Below are 19244 nucleotides of genomic sequence, written 5' to 3' on the forward strand. Positions count from 1 at the left end.
GCTATACGAAAAATCTCTTAAAAAACGTTATATTTTTAAAAGGATATTTAATATAAATTTTATTTTTTATAAATTCGTTCGCTTTTATTTTAAGCGAAAAATTCATATCTTTGGGTTAGATGCAAATTTAGCAATAGAAAATTAGATGAGCGCAAAAAAAGCCAATTTATCAGGCGAATTGAAAAAATATTTCGGGTTTTCTACTTTTAAGGGACAGCAGGAGCAGATTATAGAAAACCTTTTGAACGGGAAGGATATATTTGTTCTGATGCCTACAGGAGGAGGAAAATCCTTATGTTATCAGCTTCCGGCTCTTATTTCGGAAGGTACGGCAATTGTGGTTTCTCCGCTTATAGCGTTGATGAAAAACCAGGTAGATGCCGTGAACGGGCTTTCATCTGACGATGGAGTAGCACACGTTTTAAATTCATCATTAAACAAAACGCAGACCAAACAGGTTTTCGACGATATTAAAAGTGGTAAAACCAAACTTTTATATGTTGCCCCAGAATCACTAATTAAGGAAGACTATCTGGATTTTCTGAAAGATGTGAAAATTTCCTTCTTTGCCATTGATGAAGCACACTGTATTTCAGAGTGGGGACACGATTTCAGACCGGAATACCGAAACCTGAAATCCATTATCGATAAAATTGCCGATGTTCCGGTAATTGCACTTACCGCAACAGCTACACCAAAAGTTCAGGATGATATCCAGAAAACGTTGGGAATGACGAATGCTTTGGTTTTTAAAGAAAGCTTCAACAGACCGAATCTCTACTATGAAGTACAGCCTAAGGTAAATGTAGACAAGGAAATCGTAAAGTTCATCAGTCAGAATAAAGGGAAATCCGGAATTGTTTACTGTCTGAGCCGAAGAAAAGTTGAAGAATTTGCACAGCTTCTGCAGGTAAATGGCGTAAATGCACTGCCTTATCATGCAGGTCTCGACCAGAAAATAAGGGTAGCCAATCAGGATAAATTTCTGATGGAGGAAGTGGATGTAATTGTGGCAACCATTGCCTTCGGAATGGGAATCGATAAGCCGGATGTACGTTTTGTAATACATTACGATTTCCCGAAATCTCTGGAAAGCTATTATCAGGAAACCGGTCGTGCAGGAAGAGATGGTGGAGAAGGTCATTGTCTCGCGTTCTACGATCCTAAAGATATTGAAAAACTGGAGAAATTCCTTGCTCAGAAGCCTGTTTCCGAAAGAGAAATCGGATTGCAGCTTCTAAATGAAGTGGTAGGCTACGCCGAAACTTCGATGAGCAGAAGACAGTATATTCTGTATTATTTCGGGGAAAATTTTGATCCAATCAATGGTGACGGAGCAAAAATGTGCGACAATTCATCGAATCCGCCCAAATTAAAAGATGCAACAGACGATCTGAGAAAAGTTCTTGAGCTGATTAACGATACAGGAGAAAAATTCAAAGCCAAGGATCTGATCTCGGTCATCGCAGGAAAAGAAACTGCAGTTACCAAGTCTTACAAACTGGAGCAGACTTCTTATTTCGGTTTTGGAAAAGAAGAAAAAGACAACCACTGGAAAACAATTTTAAGACAGGCAACGGTTCAGAATTTTTTACAGAAAGATATTGAAACTTACGGCGTTTTAAAAATTGCTGAAAAGGGAAGACTTGTTCTTGATGGCAAACTGGAACATTCTTTCTTAATTGCAGAAGACCGTGAGTTTGATTTAACACAGACAAAAGCAGAAAGCGATCAGGTTCAGATGCAGTCCGGAGGCGGTCTGGATCAGAATTTATTCAATCAGCTTAAAGAACTAAGAAAAAAGGTTGCCAAAAAACACGGAATTCCTCCTTACACGGTGTTCATGGACCCGAGTTTGGAAGATATGACGGTTCAGTATCCTATTACGGTGGAAGAAATCACTAAAATCTATGGAGTCGGAGAAGGAAAAGCCAAGAAATACGGTAAAGAATTCGCAGATTTTATCAGTAAATATGTAGAAGACAACAATATCGAGCGAACTCAGGATATGGTTCTGAAACAGGTGGCAAACAAATCCAGTCACAAAGTTTTTATCATTCAGAGTACCGATAAAAAGATCGATCTTGAAGACATTGCAAGAGCCAAAAATCTTTCGATGGACGAATTGCTGAAGGAAATGGAACGTATTGTTTATCAGGGAACCAAACTGAATATCGATTATTATATTGAAGATAATTTTGATGAAGATATTGTTGACGGTTTCATGGAATTCATGAATGAGTCTGAAAGCGACAGCATGAAAGTTCTTTTAGATGAATTCGGAGACGAACTTTCGGATGAAGAGGTGAGAATGTTGAGAATAAAATTCATCAGCGATGTTGCCAACTAAATGAAAGATGTATTAAAATATCTTTTGTATATTATAATTTTCTTGATAGGATGCTATTTCCTTTTACTTCTTTTTGGGGTATTTATAGACTGGTTTCTTCAGGGAAAAAAATAAAAAAGAAGCTCTTCCCACGAGGAGTTTCTTTTTTATTTTAAGAAAAAGTACTCATTTAAGTGGTATTCGTAAAGTTTGTCATTCCGTAGGAATCTCAACATAAAATTTTCTAGTACTACATTTAGATTCCTACGGAATGACAAACTGAACAAATGAAAAAATTAAATAGAGTTTAATTTCATACTGAAATTATTAATCAGAATGTTTAAACTTAATAGCTATAATCGTCGCAAAGACGCAAAATATTCATTAAATACGGCCTTGTCTTAAGGCGCAAAGATATTTTATCTACGATAAAATTAGGCATCAATTCTTATTGGAAATCTTTGATTTTCTTACGCCTTAAAAGTTTAAGACTAATAAAGATCTTGCGTCTTTGCGTTTTCCAATAAGTATATTTTTATTTATAAAAAAGATTAAATAAACTCTATAGGTTTGGTTTGAAGGTTAAGAAAACTTTTTACTAATTTTACAGTGATGAAAAAGATTTCTGTCATATTTATTCTGCCGGATCTGGAAACCGGAGGCGCGGAAAGAATTGTTACCACCATTGCAAATCATCTCTCACGGGATCGTTTTGAGCCTAAGATATTGCTTTTGCGCAAACAGGGAGGTTATCTCAGTATTTTGAAAGATGACGTTGAAATCATTGATGTGAATACGGAAAGAATCAGACATTCCTTAAAACCTATTCTCAGGGAAATTTACCGCAGAAAGCCGGATATTGTATTTTCCGGATTTGGAGAAGTAAACGCTTATCTGTCTTTATTCATCAAAGTTTTTCCCAAGACAAAATTTATTGCAAGGGAAACCAATGTTGTTTCTCAGCACGTTACCAGAAAGGAAATTAAATTTTTCTACAATTTCTATAACAATTACGATACAATCATTGCGCAAAGTGATGATATGAAGCATGATCTGATGCTTAATTTTAAGATTAAGCCTTCGAAAATTGTTAAAATAAACAATCCTGTAGATTTTGATTTTATTGATGAAAAAATTAAAATTTCCCATAAACCGGAAAGTTTTAAATACTGCTATAAAAATGTTGTAGCGATCGGAAATTTATCGGCAAGAAAAGGTTTTGATAATTTACTGAAAGTTTTCTCCAGACTTAAAAACGAAAATATTCTGCTTCATATTTTAGGAGACGGTCAAGATCGTGAGATTTTGCACCAAATGAAAGATTTTTTAGGTCTGAAAAATGTGATCTTTCACGGAAGACAGGAAAATCCTTATCAGTTTTTAAAATATGCAGACTTGTTTATCCTTTCATCAAGATATGAAGGTTTTCCGAATGTTTTGCTTGAAGCCGGAGCTTGCGGAACGTATTCTTTAGCCAATAATTGTCCCGGAGGAATTACCGAAATCATTCAGGACGACACCAATGGAGAAATTGCGAATATTGAAAATTATGAAGATTTTTCGCAGAAGATTATGAGGATTCTACATGAAGATCATGAAAATGAAGCCATTAAAAATTCGATAAAATCCAGATTTTCCAAGAATATTATCTTAAATCAGTACGAAAAAGTTTTGCTGGATCTTATGAAATAACTGTCTTGAGTATTCAGTTAATATTTTTTAATTTTGGACTTTTAATTTCAGAAAACAATTACTAATGATTAAAATCCAGAAACTGGGATGTGCCTGCGAAAAACCGACTTCCACTTACACAGAATTCAGAACGTCAGAATTGGGAATCGATAAAACGAATGGAAAATTTGCCGAAGTAAGCATTCAGCAGTGTAAACTTTGCCAGAGAATCTGGATCCGTTATTTTGTGGAATATGAAAGTTTTTCCAAATCCGGAAGATGGTACAAGGGAATTGTTTCTAAAAAAGACCGTCCTCAAATTACCCCCGAAAATGCTGTAGAATATTTGGAAAGCCTTGATTGGTACGTTTACGGAGGCTCGTATTTTGAAAGCACAGGAGAATTTGGACAGGGGAAACTGAGGTTGGATTTGTAACAGGTTGGAAGTATGAAGCCGGGAGCTGGAAGATCATACTATTGGAAAAGTTTAGTTTAATGAATAAAAGATTAAATTTAAAAGATATTTGCAATTCTTTAAACTTCCATCTTCCATCCTCAATCATCCCTCTCAAAAATTTGACAAATCTCACTTTCTCACGTGGTAATAAATCGTTAAATTTGTAAGCATAAGAAAGTTAATAATAAACAAATTCATAAAATAACATGAGTCAATTTGATGTTACCGTAATCGGTTCCGGTCCTGGTGGTTATGTTGCTGCAATCCGTGCTGCACAATTAGGTTTCACAACAGCAATTATTGAAAAATATCCAACTTTGGGAGGAACTTGTCTTAACGTGGGATGTATTCCGTCAAAAGCGCTTTTAGACAGCTCTGAGCATTTTGAGAACGCAAAACACAATTTTGCAGGTCACGGAATCATTATCAACGAGCCTCAAGCCGACATTGCAAGAATGATCGAGCGTAAAAATGAGGTAATTAAACAAAATACAGACGGAATCAGCTATCTGATGAACAAAAACAAAATCACTGTTTTTGAAGGAGTGGGAAGCTTTGAATCCGCTACTCAGATCAAAGTAACAAAAAACGACGGTTCTACAGAAACCATCGAATCCAAATATACCATCATTGCAACAGGTTCTAAACCGTCTTCTTTACCTTTCATCACGTTAGATAAAGAAAGAGTGATTACTTCTACAGAAGCTTTAAATCTTAAAGAAATTCCGAAACATTTAGTCGTAATCGGAGGTGGAGTAATCGGTCTTGAATTAGGTTCCGTTTACCTAAGATTAGGAGCTCAGGTTACTGTGGTTGAGTTTATGGATAAAATTATCCCGACAATGGACGGAGCATTAAGTAAAGAATTAACGAAAGTTCTTAAAAAGCAGGGAATGAAATTCATGCTTTCTACAGCCGTATCAGCCGTGGAAAGAAACGGAGATACAGTAAAAATTACAGCGAAAGACAAAAAAGGAGAGGAAGTAACAGTAGAAGGAGATTACTGTCTGGTTTCTGTAGGAAGAAAACCTTACACAGACGGTCTTGGATTGGAAAAAGCAGGGGTTGAGCTTGACGAAAGAGGAAGAGTAAAAGTAAATGACCATTTACAGACCAACGTTGCCAACATTTATGCAATCGGAGACGTAGTAAAAGGAGCAATGCTGGCTCACAAAGCAGAAGAGGAAGGTGTTTTTGTTGCTGAAACGTTAGCAGGACAGAAGCCTCACATCAATTATAATTTAATTCCGGGAGTGGTTTACACTTGGCCGGAAGTTGCAGGAGTTGGAAAAACTGAAGAGCAGTTGAAACAGGAAGGAGTAGCTTATAAAGTAGGTTCTTTCCCGATGAGAGCTTTGGGAAGAAGCCGTGCAAGTGGTGATGTAGATGGTTTGGTAAAAATTATTGCTGACGAAAAAACAGACGAAGTTCTTGGAATGCACATTGTGGGAGCAAGAGCAGCAGATTTAATTGCTGAAGGAGTTATCGCTATGGAATTCCGTGCAAGTGCAGAAGACATCGCAAGAAGTTCTCACGCGCACCCTACGTATGCTGAAGCAATTAAAGAAGCAGCTTTGGATGCTACGGCAAAAAGACCAATTCATATGTAATTGATAAACAGTCATATAAATAATAAAGAGAAATCAGATACTGGTTTCTCTTTTTTTGGCATGAAAGTGGAGTTGGAGATTAAAAAAAGTGTTATGAAAAATATATTTATGAGTGTTTTGTTTCTTGTAGGAAGTTTTTCTTTCGCCCAGGAAGCAGGAAAAGCAGGCGAGCTTTTAAAAAACGAGGCTTCAAAAACAGAAATGGAATCTCCAAAAGCAAAAAGAGCGGAGAACAGAAACAGCAATAATTCCGGATTCAGAAATCAGAATGGAAATAATAACGGATTCAGAGGTAAAAATCCCAATTATCAATGGAATCAGCAGTATGGATATTCAGAAGTTTTTCTGAGAATTCCAGAGCAGGGAATGTTCAGTGTTGAACTGGGAGATCAGTTTATTTCCAATAATTCCGGAAGATTCAGATTTTTTGATCTTCCGTCGGGAAGAATTCCTGTTTCAATTTATGAAAACGGTTATTTATTATATAGAACCACTTTGAATGTAAGAAACAACAGCAGATTGGTTCTTGATTTCTTTACCAATGAAGGATTATTTTTATTAGATTCATATCCTGTTCAGAACCAGTCTTACGGATTTAATGACTGGAATGATGTCTGGAACAATCCTTACGGAAATTCGGGAGAATGGAATGATAACGTAAATTATCCTAATGTGATGGATAATCAGACGTTTCAGGGATTTATGGCGATGATGAAGGAAAAGGCTTGGTTTGACGATAAAAAAATGATGTTCATTAGTCAGCAAGGAAAACATGCCCTGTTTACTTCGAATCAGATCCTTATTTTGGTAAAAGATTTAAGTTTTGACAAAAATAAAATTTCTCTTGCAAAGTCTATGTTTTCAAAATGTGTAGATAAGCATAAATATTTTCTGGTTTACGATGCCTTCGATTTTGAAAGCAGCAAACGGGAATTGATGGAATTTGTACAAAATTCATGATAAAAAAACTTTTGAAAAATATTTACAAAAAAATAAAATAAAAGAGAGATATTTTTCTCTCTTTTTTAGATTTAAAAAATATGAGATCATTTTTGTTAAGCTTTTCTATTTTTATTTCGGGTTACACTTTTAGTCAGAATATCAAGTCAATCAGTAAAACGGTTTCGGAAATCAATAGTATTAAAAACTATCAGACCAAAACTGTTCCCTATTCTTATTTCTTAGGAAAAAACCAGATTTCAGATAACGGAATTGAACTGAAAGGATTTTATAAAGATGGAAAACTTAAAAAAATAGAACATTTTGTAGGTCTTTCGGCATGGAATATCAGTACACAATATTTTTTCTCAGAAAATGATAAACTTATCTTTGTTTTGGCAAAAAAATATCAGATCATTGATGAGAATGGATATATAAAAAATCCTAAATTACTTTCAGAATCAAGATATTATTATACTGATGAAAAACTTGTAAAAGTAACAGGTATTGCTCAAAATCCCGATGTAGAAAACAGTTATTTGAAAGAGTCCAAAACCCTGAGAAGAGATTTGGAAGAATATAAATAGGTTAAAGATTTGATTTTCCTTACCTTTGCAGACTAATTTTATCATACATGCAATTCGGAAAAACTCAGACTTTAAAAATTTCAGATAAAAATAATTCGGGATGGATCTTAACAGACGAATCCGGAGAAAAGGCTTTTCTTCCTAAAATTTTCATTCAGGATGATAAGGAAATTGATGACGAAATTGAAGTTTTTGTATATCAGGATGACGGAAAATTAAAGGCAACAACAGAAATTCCTTTGGCAGAAGTAGGAGAGTTTGCCGTAATGAGCTGTATACAAAGTCTTCCAAGCGGAGCTTTTATGGATTGGGGAATCATCAAAGATTTGTTTATTCCTTACAAGCAGCAGAAATCTAAGATCATTGAAGGCAAAAGATATCTTGTCTATATTTATGTGGATGAAGATCTGGAACTGATTACCGGAACCACGAAATTCAAAAGAAATCCTCAATATCAGGATCTGCCTTTTCAGAAAGGCGATAAAGTGGATCTTATTATGATGAATGAAAGTGAGTTGGGCTGGAATGTAGTCATCAACAAAAAATATATCGGACTCATTTACAATTCGGATGTATTCAAAAAGCTGTATCCGTTGTCTGAAGAATCCGGTTATATCAAAGAGATCCGCGAAGACGGAAAAATTGATGTTTCCCTACAGCCACAAGGTTTTGAAAATATTGATGAATTTAAAAAGAAAATTTTAGACAGACTTGAAGAAAACTACGGTTTGCTTCATCTTTCAGACAAATCAACTCCCGAAGAAATTAAAGACGAAGTTCAGATGAGCAAAAAGAACTTTAAAAAAGCCATCGGAGGATTGTATAAAGATAAAATTATTGATATTCTAGACGACAAAATTCGATTATTGTAATTGTTTTTGACTCATCAAAAAGTTGTAAAGACAATCAATAAACCTTTAAAAATAAAAAAAACGAGCGGAAAATTTTCCGCTCGTTTTTGTTTAGTCTCTGTTCTTAATCAGAAGCCAGCCTGTATATACTCTGCCGTCTGAAACTTTTATCGTATACCAGTAGTTTCCTGTCGGGACAGGATTTCCGTTGAGTTTTCCGTCCCATTGCAGAGGTTTTTTAGAAATAATCTCCTTGAAAACAGGAAGACCTCTTCTGTCGTAAACGCTCACTTCAGTTCCCGGATAATTTTCCAGTCCTGCAATTTTCCATTGGTCATTATATCCGTCTGCATTGGGAGTGAATGCATTTGGGATATTGAATATCGAAAAAGGTTTCTGACCAATGATACAGCCTCCTTTTGTTCTTACATAAACAATATATTCTCCAATATTTAAGTTCGTGAAAATGTTAGAATCCTGCCATGTGAAGTTATCTAAAGAATATTCAAAGCTGCCTGTCGCAGAAAGGATTACCGTTGCGGAATTGTTGCTGATATTTACTGAGGTAATTTCCGGCAAAACCGTATAGCTTACCTGAATGTTATCCGTACTCTGACAGCCAAAACTATTGGTTACTGTTACAGAATAATTTCCCGGAGTTGAAACGGTGATTGTCTGAGTCGTTGCTCCGTTGCTCCATAGATAAGATGAAAATCCGCTTCCTGCATCCAGAGTAACTGTTTTTCCCTTACAGAAATCAATTCTTTCAGGAAGGTTGAATATAGGTTTAGGGTTCAGAGCTATATTTAATCGTACAATCTTAAAACATCCGTCCGGTGTGGAAACCTTTACATGGATAACGGTCGCTCCTAAATTTAAAGAGTACGCAGAAGGATTGGTAATTACGTTCCCAAAATCATCCGTATAAGTAAATGTATATCCTGAAGGATTGGCAATAATATTACTTTGATACGACGTTAAATTCACAATCATAGAGTTTCCTGTCGTACTGTTACAGAACGTCGCCGAATAATCATTGGCAGGAACATTATTCGTTGAAAGTGTTACCGTAATTGCCAGTTTTTCAGATTCACAGTTGTTCAGCGTCTGTGTTATGTAGTAAACTGTTCCGTTCACCAGAGGAGTTGTAAGCGGTAAGATATTTCCTGCGGCATCATAAAACTTAAGGGAAGTTCCGGTTACAGCTAAACTTGCCAAAGTAGGATTTGCCGAAGCACAAAAATCCTGAACAGCGTTTCCTGTAGGTTTTGGAGTTTCATTCACGGTAACCTGAACAGCGATTTTATCACTTTCGCATCCGTTAATCGTTTGAGAAGCATAATAGGTCTGTCCGTTTACCAGCGCCGTTGTTGAAGGTAAAACATTTCCGGCTGCATCGTACCATTTGATATTCTGTCCTGTAATCTGAATATTGGTAACAGTTGGATTGGTGCTTTTACAGAAGATTTGCTGAAGATTGGTTGTTACTGGTAATGCCGTTGCTGTTACCGTTACATTTTGGTTTTGTGCCAAAACATTTCCGTTTCCGTCATTATAAGTCCAGTGGATCACATAAGTTCCCGGAACAGAATAGGAAAGAGGATCGGTAGTGGTTGCCGTAATGATTCCGGCACAATTATCTGTTGCTTTTGGAAAATTCGAAATCGTCGTATGGCAGTCTCCTATGATATTGGGAAGATTTGTTACATTAGGAACTGGCGGAGTAATATCACCAACAATTACATGCACAGAAAAACTTCCGTCGCATCCATTAGTAGATCCTGTAACCTGACAAGTATATATTCCAGAGTTTGCTGTTGTTGAATTGAGAATTGTAGGATTTTGCTGATTTGAAGTAAATCCATTTGGCCCAGTCCAGTTATAGGTTGTTCCGCCAGTTGCATTCAACTGAATATTTGCACCTAAACAAATGTTCATACTTGAATTTTGAGGTAAATTATTACATCTTTCTAGTTTTAACAAGTAACCATCATCATTAGTTGTTGATGTGTTTATTGTATTTAAAAAATACTCATTGGCAGAAGGATCAAAATCACAGTTCCAGTGAAAAGTTCCGACATAATAATAACTGTCATTAAGATTTACTGTTTGATAAACTCTTGCATACGCATTTGGTTTATAGGCATTAGTAGATCCTATTCTGAAAGACGTTTTATATTCTCTATTAGGGTTAAAAGTTATCGAACAGCCTTCTGAATATCCGCTTCCAAATACAATATTATTTACTCCCAAGTCAGGATTGGCATCGAAAGTTTTATCAAAATATCCATTAACATGCAGGTTATTATAATCATCACAACTTAAACCCTCTATAGATAAAGGAAAATGCTGTCCGTTATTTAAATATTTTTTTACATCAAGTAAATTATTGTTAGTATCGAACCACAATAAATAAAGGCTGATATAAGTATTGGAAGGCAATAAATATTGATTACTTGAAGGATCTACGTCAATAGGTAAAAACTGAGCCATCCATTGACCTGAAACAATAAGTTTATCATTTTTATCAACAAGAATATCAGAATAACTTTGGTCTTCTTGAATTCCAGACCAAAGCAAAGTCCCGTTAGTGTTGTATCGCTGCAATGTATACCGAGACTGACCATATATGTTATTCATCACAAAATAGACATCATTATTAGAATTTAAAACCAATTTATTTTCGATTCCGTTGGTAACTTTTTTTAGCCATTGAACCTGTAAAGAAGAATTAAATTTAATAATGTACGAAGCCGCCGTAGAGTTTGTATCATTAAAAGCTGTATTTGCAGCTTGTTGAAATACAAGATCATAAAAAGTAAAAGTACTTAGATATACATTTCCGTTGTTATCAACATCTAATGAATTTGGATTTGAGTTTGTTACCTGCGTTTCATTAATAAGGTTTCCATTAAGGTCTAAAGTGGTAATTGTAGCATAGCCATTAATATAATTTCCTTGATAAACAGATTTATTGGTGAGTGCATACACTTTTCCGTTTTTAACCTTCAAATCGTACTCAATATCATTATGTACATTACTTATTTTGTAACTCCACAGATAATTACCATTACTATCCAGTTTGATGACAAAGGTTGTTCCTGATCCTCCTGAACTTATATAATTTGTTGGAATTAAAAGATTTACACCTGGTCCCGGATCTATATCAATTCCACTGAAACTAAGGGTCTTACCTAAAAGATACATATTTCCATTATCATCTTTTTGAACTTTTGAAATATGATCAGCATAGTCTGTATAGCTTCTGAATTGTTTTACCCAGGAAAAGTTCTGAGAAAACAAAAATCCACAGCAGAAAACTGTGCATAGAAACAATATTTTTCGCATTGGTTACTAATTTTTCGGCAAATATATTAAAATCCGCTATTTCAAAAAGATTAATAAAACGCAATCTCACAATAAGATTTAAAATATGATGCAAATCATACAAATTTGTTTAATAAATTTGTTTAACAATTTTGTCAAAAATAAATTTTCATATAAATTTGCACAAATTTGTTTAACAAAAATGTCAAATCAAGCAAAAAAAGACCAAACACAGGAATTAATTAAGGAAACAGCAAAGAATTTATTCTTTGTGAAAGGTAAGTTTGACACTACTACTCAGGAAATTGCAGATGAAGCCGGTGTCAACAGAACGCTTATCAATTATTATTTCCGCTCACGGGACAACCTCATCCAGATCATTTTTGATGAAGCCCAGAAAGTGGAAAAAGAAAAATCTGAGATTATTATGACCTCCGATCTTCCTCTTAAAGAAAAGATCAGCCAGTTTATCGAAGGAAGCTTATCCACAAGTCTTCAGTATCCTTATCTGGAAACCTATATCGTTTCACAGATCAATAAAGGGAACTGCCACAAAAAAGATATTGAAGAAGATGAATTGAAAAGGCTTTTTAAGGATATTGAAACAGAAATGGAATTGGGGAATATAGAAAGGATGAAACCCATTCAGTTTCTTCTGAATATGATTTCCCTGCTGGTTTTCCCGAGTGCGGTAAGACCTTTATTAATGGAAAATCTTATGATCAGTGAGGAAGAATTCGACAAGATTATTTCGGAAAGAAAAGAGATCATTTTAAATATGCTATTTAAAAACTAAAACGGTAAAGTATTTTAAGAAATGATTCGTCATTTGAAATAAAATCACTTAACAGAATAATTACATTAAAAAAATAAACGAAGTATAATATTATGAAAAAACGTGTAACTGCAAACAAGCTAAAAGTAGGAATAGCGGCTGCATTTATGATGTTCGGTTTTTCATCGGTGTCTGCACAACAGCAGGTTTCCTTGCAGGAAGCAATTAAGCAGGCACTTCAGAATAAAGCGGAAGCCAAAAGGGCAGCTTTACAGATCAAAAAAGCCGAATATAAAATTGATGAGGCAAAAGCAGGAGCTTTACCACAGATTGCAGCAACAGCAGGTTTAACCTACAATCCGATCATTCAGGAATCTCTTCTTGAGTTTGGAGGCGAAAAAATCAGAGCCCAGTTTGGACAGCCGTGGAACTCTACAGCTTCTGTACAGCTTCAACAGGCGATTTTCGATCAGAGAGTTTTCACCGGACTGAAGGCGGCAAAATCTACAAGAGAATTTTATGTGCTTAATGCCCAGCTTACCAACGAACAGATCATCGAAAATGTAGCATCCGCTTACTATCAGGTTTTTGTTCAGGAAGAAAATCTTAAAACCGTAGAGGCAAGCTACTCCAATACGGAAAGAGTAAGAAACGTTATTAAAAGCCTGGTGGATAACGGTCTGGCAAAATCTATTGATCTCGACAGAACCAACGTTCAGCTTACCAATATCGGATCAAACAAACAGACGTTAATCAACTCTGTTCAGTTGGCTAAAAACGCACTGAAGTTTTACATGGGAATTCCGATTGAGTCTGATATCGAGCTGGAAGAAAAAACCATTGAACCAAAACCGGAACTGGTAGCAGGAAATTTAAACCTTGATAACCGTACCGAAATTAAAGTTTTAAACAAAAACAGAGAGCTTTTGGTATTCAATAAAAAAGCTACGGAAGCCTATCTGTATCCTACGGTAAACCTGGTTGCCAATTACGGTTGGGGTGCAAATGGAGCAAAATTTCCTTTAACCAACGGACTTAAGAACGGCGTTCTCTGGAGCGATTATTCTGCAATCGGATTAAATGTTAATATTCCGATTTTTACCGGAGGAGCTACAAAAGCGAAGATCAATCAGGCAGAAATTGATATTCAGGATCTGGATCTGAACATTCAGAATACGCAGTTAAGCCTAAATTTAGATTATAAAAATGCCATTACCAACATAGAAAATGCTTTAATTAATATTGAAAGTATGAAAGACAACGTAGGATTGGCAGAAAGAGTTCAGAAAAATACACAATCCAACTACCAGTATGGTTTAGCAACACTTACAGAAGTTCTGGATGCTGAAAATGCATTAACGCAGGCAAAACAGAACTACGCCAATGCTTTGCTGGATTATAAACAGGCTGAAATCAAGTTAATTAAAGCAAAAGGAGAATTAAATACACTACAAAACCCGTAATAAACTATGAAAAAAACTTTAATATATATCATCGTAGCAGCTGTCCTGGTTGGTTTGGCGGCTTACAAGATTGCCGGAAATAAAGAAAAGCAGACGCAGGAAGTAAAAGAAGTTGCAAAACAGGTAGATAAGATCAACGTTAACGTTGTAACGGTTTCCCGACAAAATATCGATACAGATTACAGTGCAAACGGAACATTTATTCCAAAACAGGAAATGAACCAGTCTTCTGAAATTTCAGGACGTGTGGTAAGCGTTTTGGTAAAAGAAGGTTCCAGAGTGGGAGCAGGACAGGTATTGGCAACCATTAAAAGAGATGCCATTGAAGTAGATGTTACACAGGCTCAGAATAATTTGCAGAATGCTATTGCAGACAACCAGCGTTACGAAAATGCCTTCAAAACAGGAGGAGTTACCAAACAGCAGCTTGATAATTCAAGATTACAGCTTAAAAACGCTCAGGCTGCGCTAAGAGCTCAGGGTGTGAAAGTAAACGATACAAGCATCCGTGCAGGAATCAGTGGAACCATTAATAAAAAAATGGTAGAGCCGGGAATGGTGGTTGCTCCGGGAACAGGACTTTTCGAAATCGTAAATATTAACAGCTTAAAACTTTCGGTTTTGGTTGATGAAAGCCAGATTGGGAAAATTCAGTTAGGACAGGAAGTTCCGATTAAAGTAAACGTTTTACCGGAAGATTCATTCGTGGGAAGAATTACATTTATCGCTCCTAAAAGTGATGCTTCTTTAAATTTCCCGGTTGAAATTGAAGTTCAGAACAGAGGAAACCTGAAAGCGGGTATGTATGCGACAGCAACCTTTAAAACAAACAACGGTGCAGAAACGCAGAATATGTTAACCGTTCCTGCAGAAGCCTTTGTAAACGGGGTAAGCTCCGGACAATTATTTGTTGTGCAGAACGGAGTGGCTAAACTCATCAAAGTAACCGTTGGAAAAGTATATGGCGATAAAGTTCAGGTTTTAAGCGGACTTAATGGCGGAGAACAGGTGGTTACAAGCGGACAGATCAATCTGGATAACGGATCTAAAGTAAATATCATAAAGTAGAAGGTTTATGAAGTTAGCAGAAATATCGATTAAAAGACCATCGTTGGTAATCGTATTGTTTACGATTCTTACGTTGGGAGGTATCCTGAGTTACACACTCATGGGATACGAATTGATTCCGAAGTTTGAAACCAATATGGTAACCATTTCTACGGTGTATCCGGGAGCTTCACCCGCAGAGGTGGAAACATCCGTTACCCGAAAAATTGAAGATGCCGTTGGTTCTTTGGAAAATGTGAAGAAAGTGGAATCTTCTTCCTATGAAAGTTTATCCGTAATTATGGTTCAGCTGAATGACGGAGCCGATGTGGATTATGCTCTTAATGATGCCCAGAGAAAGGTAAACGCCATTCTGGCAGACCTTCCGGATGACGTAGATGCACCGTCTCTTAATAAATTCTCTCTGGATGATTTACCGATCATCACGATGAGTATTTCATCAGACAAATTAAACAATAAGGATCTTTACGACCTTTTAGATAAAAAAATTGAGCCGATTTTCTCCCGTGTAAACGGTGTTGCTCAGGTTGACCTTGTAGGTGGACAGGAAAGAGAAATTCAGGTGAATCTTGACGAGAAAAAACTGCAGGGTTACGGACTTTCCATCGGAGATGTTCAGCAGGCAATTCTTTCTTCAAACTTAGATTTCCCGACAGGTAGTCTGAAAACCAGAACCTCAAAATCTACCATCAGATTATCCGGGAAGTATAAATCTGTAGCAGAAATGAACAATCTTGTGGTCTCCAATAAAAACGGAGCACAGGTTCGTTTGTCTGATATTGCTACGGTTTTCGATTCTCAGAAAGATGTGGAGAAAGTAGCGAGATTCAATCAGTTTCCTACCATCTTAATGCAGGTTAAAAAACAATCTGATGCCAATGCGGTTGCAGTATCTGAAAGTGTTCAGAAAACCATTGAAACCGTTCAGGAAGCGTACAAAGTTCAGGGTATAAAAGTAAAAGTGGTAAACGATACTACCGACTTTACCCTTGAATCTGCGAACCACGTAATTTTCGATTTATTCTTAGCGATTATTCTGGTGGCAATTGTAATGTTATTATTCCTTCACAGCATCAGAAATGCTTTCATCGTAATGGTTTCCATTCCGGCTTCATTGGTGGCAACGTTCATCGGAATGAACTTAATGGGATATACGCTGAACTTAATGAGTTTACTGGGGCTTTCTCTGGTGGTAGGTATTCTTGTGGATGACGCGATCGTTGTACTGGAAAATATTTACCGTCACATGGAGATGGGAAAAAGCAAAATCAGGGCAGCTTACGACGGAGCTTCGGAGATCGGATTTACCGTTGCAGCGATTACTTTGGTAATTGTGGTGGTATTCTTACCAATTGCCATGAGCTCAGGTTTGGTAGCCAATATTCTGGCTCAGTTCTGTGTCACGGTAGTTATTGCGACATTGCTTTCATTATTGGCTTCATTTACCATTATTCCATGGTTGTCTTCAAGATTTGGTAAGCTTGAGCATTTAAAAGGAAAAAACTGGTTCGAAAAATTCATCCTTTGGTTTGAAGGCTTAATCGAGAAATTCACCCACTGGATCACAGGAATTCTGGAATGGTGTTTAAAAACGACATTAAGAAGAATTTCTACGGTAGTGATTACATTTATCGTTCTGATTTCTTCTTTCATGTTGGTGGCATTCGGATTCATCGGAGGAGAATTCTTCCCGCCGATCGATAGAGGACAGTTCCTTGTTCAGATGGAATTACCGAAAGATGCAACCGTTGAAAAAACCAATCAACTGACTTTAGATGTTGAGCGATTTTTAAGAAATGACAAAGATGTTGTAGATTTAATTACAACAGTAGGACAGCAGTCAACCGGTTTTGGAGGAGCTCAGGCGACAACCTATCAGTCGGAAGTTCAGGTAAACCTAACGGATAAATCTGAGCGTTCTGAAAGCACCAACATTAAAGCTGCGAAAATAAAAAGAGCTTTAGAAGAGAAATTTACAGGAGTAGAGTTCAAAACTGCCCCAATCGGAATCATGGGTGCTGAAAATGCGCCGATTGAAATGGTGGTAACCGCTCCGGATAATGCAACAGCCGTAAAAGAAGCAACAAGAATCTTAGAATTGTTGAAAAAAGTTCCGGGAGCAGTAGATGCAGAATTATCTACAGACTCAGGAAATCCTGAAGTTCAGGTAAATATAGACCGAGATAAAATGGCTTCTTTAGGCTTGAATCTTTCAAGTGTAGGACAGACGATGCAGACTGCATTCAACGGAAATACAGACGGAAAATTCAGAGCAGGAGAATATGAATATGACATCAATATCCGTTTCGGAGATGCGAACAGACAGTCTATTGATGATGTTAAAAACTTAATGTTTACAAATCCTCAGGGACAGCAGGTACGTCTTAGTCAGTTTGCTGAGGTTAAAATGGGATCTGGACCGAGTTTGCTTGAGCGTAGAGATAAATCACCTTCTGTAAAAGTAAGAGCTAAAGCAGTAGGTAGACCTGTAGGAGACGTTGCCAACGAATGGGCAAAACAGTTCATGGACAGCAAGAGCAAACCTGTAGGAGTAGATTACATCTGGAGTGGAGATATGGAAAACCAGCAGGAAGGTTTCGGTACGTTGGGAATCGCTTTATTGGCGGCTATTGTATTGGTTTACCTTGTAATGGTTTCATTGTATGATAGTTTTGTGTATCCTTTCGTGGTATTATTCTCAATCCCTCTGGCGATGATCGGGGTAATGGTAATTCTTGCCTTAACAGCAAATTCACTGAATATCTTTACGATGTTGGGGATGATCATGTTGATTGGTCTTGTTGCGAAGAACGCAATTTTGATCGTCGACTTTACCAATGCCAGAAAAGAAGCCGGAGCCAATACACACGACGCTCTGGTACAGGCGAATCATGCACGTCTTCGTCCGATCCTTATGACAACGATTGCGATGATCTTCGGGATGTTGCCGATCGCATTGGCAACCGGAGCAGGAGCGGAGATGAACAAAGGTTTGGCTTGGGTAGTTATCGGTGGTTTAACATCGTCTCTATTCCTTACCTTAATTATTGTACCGGTAGTTTACTCTTTATTTGATTCAATTCTGAGAAGAATGGGCAAACATAAAAAAGTAGATTATGAAGCTGAAATGAAAGCCGATTATGAGCACAGAGAACTAAGTGAAGATGGTTTTACTCCAAAACATTTAGATTAATATAACAACCTTTAATTAACCTAACCAAAAACCGTATCAGCAATGATGCGGTTTTTTTATGTCATTGCGACCAGACTGAAGACCTGCGAACGTAGTTCTGAAGCGACGACACGATCTTAAAAAAGAAAAGAAATATGATTGCTCATTTGATGAGTAAAACGCCTTTACGATCGAAAAGTATGTTCAATAATTTAAAAAAGACTTGCGACCCTTTTGCGTTAAAATTAAAATTTAATTGATTATCTGTTATCAATCATAATGCTTGATTTTAAAGCTATGCACGCAAAGACTTTTTATAAACAAACTGTTTTTAAGGTTCACAGAGGCGTTAAAACTTAACAGAGATCGCAGAGGTTTTTATTCTGACAAATTACGGACAATCAAAAAAATTTAATCAAATAAAAAAAGCTTCCAAAATTAATTGAAAGCTCTTATTTATTTGTAAATATGGGATTATTCCGCCATTGCCTCACCGGCTTTTCTGTACACAAAACTTCCGTAAATATGTCTTCTTGCAAAACGGCTCGGAGAATCGGAATTCACCATTTTGATGTAGGTGTTTTTCGGAACTCCAAGATATTCGTACATATTTCCGTTCAGGTGCTGTACTTTTAGAACCGATTTTTCCAGATAAAAATCCTTAATATTAGATTTCGTAATGGTTTCGGTATATTCTTCTTTATATTTTTCCTGCGTTTCCGGATTGATGCTTACCAGAAAATGATAGGCTTCAATTACAGACTTGCTTTTTTCTTCCGCTTCCTGCTTTCCTGCTTCATCATTGATGAATTTATCTGGATGAGTATCTTTCATCGTATTCCTGTAGATGGTTTTTAATTCCTTCAGTGTTACATTTTTATCAACTTCCAGAAGCTTTCTGTATTCGCCTAATTTTTTCATAATGGATGATCCTTATTTCGGGGTGCAAAATTAAGGAATTTTATTGGAACTTTTGTAAGTTGTTCAGAATTAAA

13 protein-coding genes are annotated in these 19244 nt (G+C 36.4%); 11 read left to right on the forward strand and 2 right to left on the reverse strand.

Annotated features, from left to right (window positions below):
* Positions 1–145: 145 nt before the first annotated feature.
* The 7 genes from recQ to BW951_RS00410 all read left to right on the forward strand — a co-directional run bounded on the left by recQ (position 146) and on the right by BW951_RS00410 (position 8465).
* On the forward strand, positions 146–2350 hold the full coding sequence (recQ, locus tag BW951_RS00380; RefSeq protein ID WP_076389946.1) for a DNA helicase RecQ: 2205 nt from the start codon (positions 146–148) through the stop codon (positions 2348–2350).
* A 591-nt stretch (positions 2351–2941) separates the two neighbouring features.
* Positions 2942–4021: a glycosyltransferase gene (locus tag BW951_RS00385; protein WP_076389948.1), complete on the forward strand. Its 1080-nt coding sequence runs from the start codon at positions 2942–2944 to the stop codon at positions 4019–4021.
* Positions 4022–4085: 64 nt separating this feature from the next.
* A complete protein-coding gene (locus tag BW951_RS00390) occupies positions 4086–4436 on the forward strand; it encodes a hypothetical protein (RefSeq protein ID WP_076389950.1) in 351 nt (116 codons plus the stop codon).
* Positions 4437–4663: 227 nt separating this feature from the next.
* Positions 4664–6067, forward strand: coding sequence for a dihydrolipoyl dehydrogenase (gene lpdA / locus BW951_RS00395; RefSeq protein ID WP_076389952.1), 1404 nt, complete (start codon positions 4664–4666; stop codon positions 6065–6067).
* 93 nt (positions 6068–6160) lie between these two features.
* The gene (locus BW951_RS00400) at positions 6161–7027 is read left to right on the forward strand and encodes a proline and serine-rich protein 1 family protein (protein ID WP_076390527.1); all 867 of its coding nucleotides are present in this window, start codon (positions 6161–6163) and stop codon (positions 7025–7027) included.
* Between the two features lie 80 nt (positions 7028–7107).
* Complete coding sequence (locus tag BW951_RS00405; protein ID WP_076389954.1) at positions 7108–7593, forward strand: hypothetical protein; 486 nt, start codon at positions 7108–7110, stop codon at positions 7591–7593.
* Positions 7594–7640: 47 nt separating this feature from the next.
* Positions 7641–8465, forward strand: coding sequence for a CvfB family protein (locus BW951_RS00410; protein ID WP_076389956.1), 825 nt, complete (start codon positions 7641–7643; stop codon positions 8463–8465).
* Between the two features lie 90 nt (positions 8466–8555).
* Here the strand turns inward: BW951_RS00410 and BW951_RS00415 are convergent, their stop codons facing one another.
* On the reverse strand, positions 8556–11792 hold the full coding sequence (locus BW951_RS00415; RefSeq protein WP_084196324.1) for a T9SS type B sorting domain-containing protein: 3237 nt from the start codon (positions 11790–11792) through the stop codon (positions 8556–8558).
* A gap of 181 nt (positions 11793–11973) precedes the next feature.
* On the opposite strand from BW951_RS00415, the gene BW951_RS00420 reads away from it, so the two are divergent.
* From BW951_RS00420 to BW951_RS00435, 4 genes are all read left to right on the forward strand, one after another.
* On the forward strand, positions 11974–12567 hold the full coding sequence (locus tag BW951_RS00420) for a TetR/AcrR family transcriptional regulator (RefSeq protein WP_076389960.1): 594 nt from the start codon (positions 11974–11976) through the stop codon (positions 12565–12567).
* Between the two features lie 89 nt (positions 12568–12656).
* Positions 12657–14009, forward strand: coding sequence for a TolC family protein (locus tag BW951_RS00425; RefSeq protein ID WP_084196325.1), 1353 nt, complete (start codon positions 12657–12659; stop codon positions 14007–14009).
* A 6-nt stretch (positions 14010–14015) separates the two neighbouring features.
* Entirely contained in the window at positions 14016–15077 is a 1062-nt protein-coding gene (locus BW951_RS00430; protein WP_076389962.1) for an efflux RND transporter periplasmic adaptor subunit, read from the forward strand.
* 7 nt (positions 15078–15084) lie between these two features.
* Positions 15085–18270, forward strand: a complete 3186-nt coding sequence (locus BW951_RS00435; RefSeq protein WP_076389964.1) for an efflux RND transporter permease subunit — start codon at positions 15085–15087, stop codon at positions 18268–18270.
* A 453-nt stretch (positions 18271–18723) separates the two neighbouring features.
* Here BW951_RS00435 and BW951_RS00440 read toward each other — a convergent pair whose 3' ends face one another.
* Positions 18724–19170 (reverse strand): KTSC domain-containing protein, encoded by a 447-nt coding sequence (locus tag BW951_RS00440; protein WP_076389966.1) that lies wholly within the window; start codon positions 19168–19170, stop codon positions 18724–18726.
* Between the last annotated feature and the right edge of the window lie 74 nt (positions 19171–19244).

Origin of the sequence: Chryseobacterium gambrini, assembly GCF_900156825.1 — a bacterium.
GTDB lineage: Bacteria > Bacteroidota > Bacteroidia > Flavobacteriales > Weeksellaceae > Chryseobacterium > Chryseobacterium gambrini.

Bases quoted from the DNA above. Each gene is read 5' to 3' on its own strand.
- BW951_RS00385 (WP_076389948.1), top strand. From the start codon at position 2,942: ATGAAAAAGATTTCTGTCATATTTATTCTGCCGGATCTGGAAACCGGA.
- BW951_RS00435 (WP_076389964.1), top strand. From the start codon at position 15,085: ATGAAGTTAGCAGAAATATCGATTAAAAGACCATCGTTGGTAATCGTA.
- BW951_RS00410 (WP_076389956.1), top strand. From the start codon at position 7,641: ATGCAATTCGGAAAAACTCAGACTTTAAAAATTTCAGATAAAAATAAT.
- BW951_RS00420 (WP_076389960.1), top strand. From the start codon at position 11,974: ATGTCAAATCAAGCAAAAAAAGACCAAACACAGGAATTAATTAAGGAA.
- recQ (WP_076389946.1), top strand. From the start codon at position 146: ATGAGCGCAAAAAAAGCCAATTTATCAGGCGAATTGAAAAAATATTTC.
- BW951_RS00400 (WP_076390527.1), top strand. From the start codon at position 6,161: ATGAAAAATATATTTATGAGTGTTTTGTTTCTTGTAGGAAGTTTTTCT.
- BW951_RS00415 (WP_084196324.1), bottom strand. From the start codon at position 11,792: ATGCGAAAAATATTGTTTCTATGCACAGTTTTCTGCTGTGGATTTTTG.
- BW951_RS00440 (WP_076389966.1), bottom strand. From the start codon at position 19,170: ATGAAAAAATTAGGCGAATACAGAAAGCTTCTGGAAGTTGATAAAAAT.
- BW951_RS00405 (WP_076389954.1), top strand. From the start codon at position 7,108: ATGAGATCATTTTTGTTAAGCTTTTCTATTTTTATTTCGGGTTACACT.
- lpdA (WP_076389952.1), top strand. From the start codon at position 4,664: ATGAGTCAATTTGATGTTACCGTAATCGGTTCCGGTCCTGGTGGTTAT.
- BW951_RS00430 (WP_076389962.1), top strand. From the start codon at position 14,016: ATGAAAAAAACTTTAATATATATCATCGTAGCAGCTGTCCTGGTTGGT.
- BW951_RS00390 (WP_076389950.1), top strand. From the start codon at position 4,086: ATGATTAAAATCCAGAAACTGGGATGTGCCTGCGAAAAACCGACTTCC.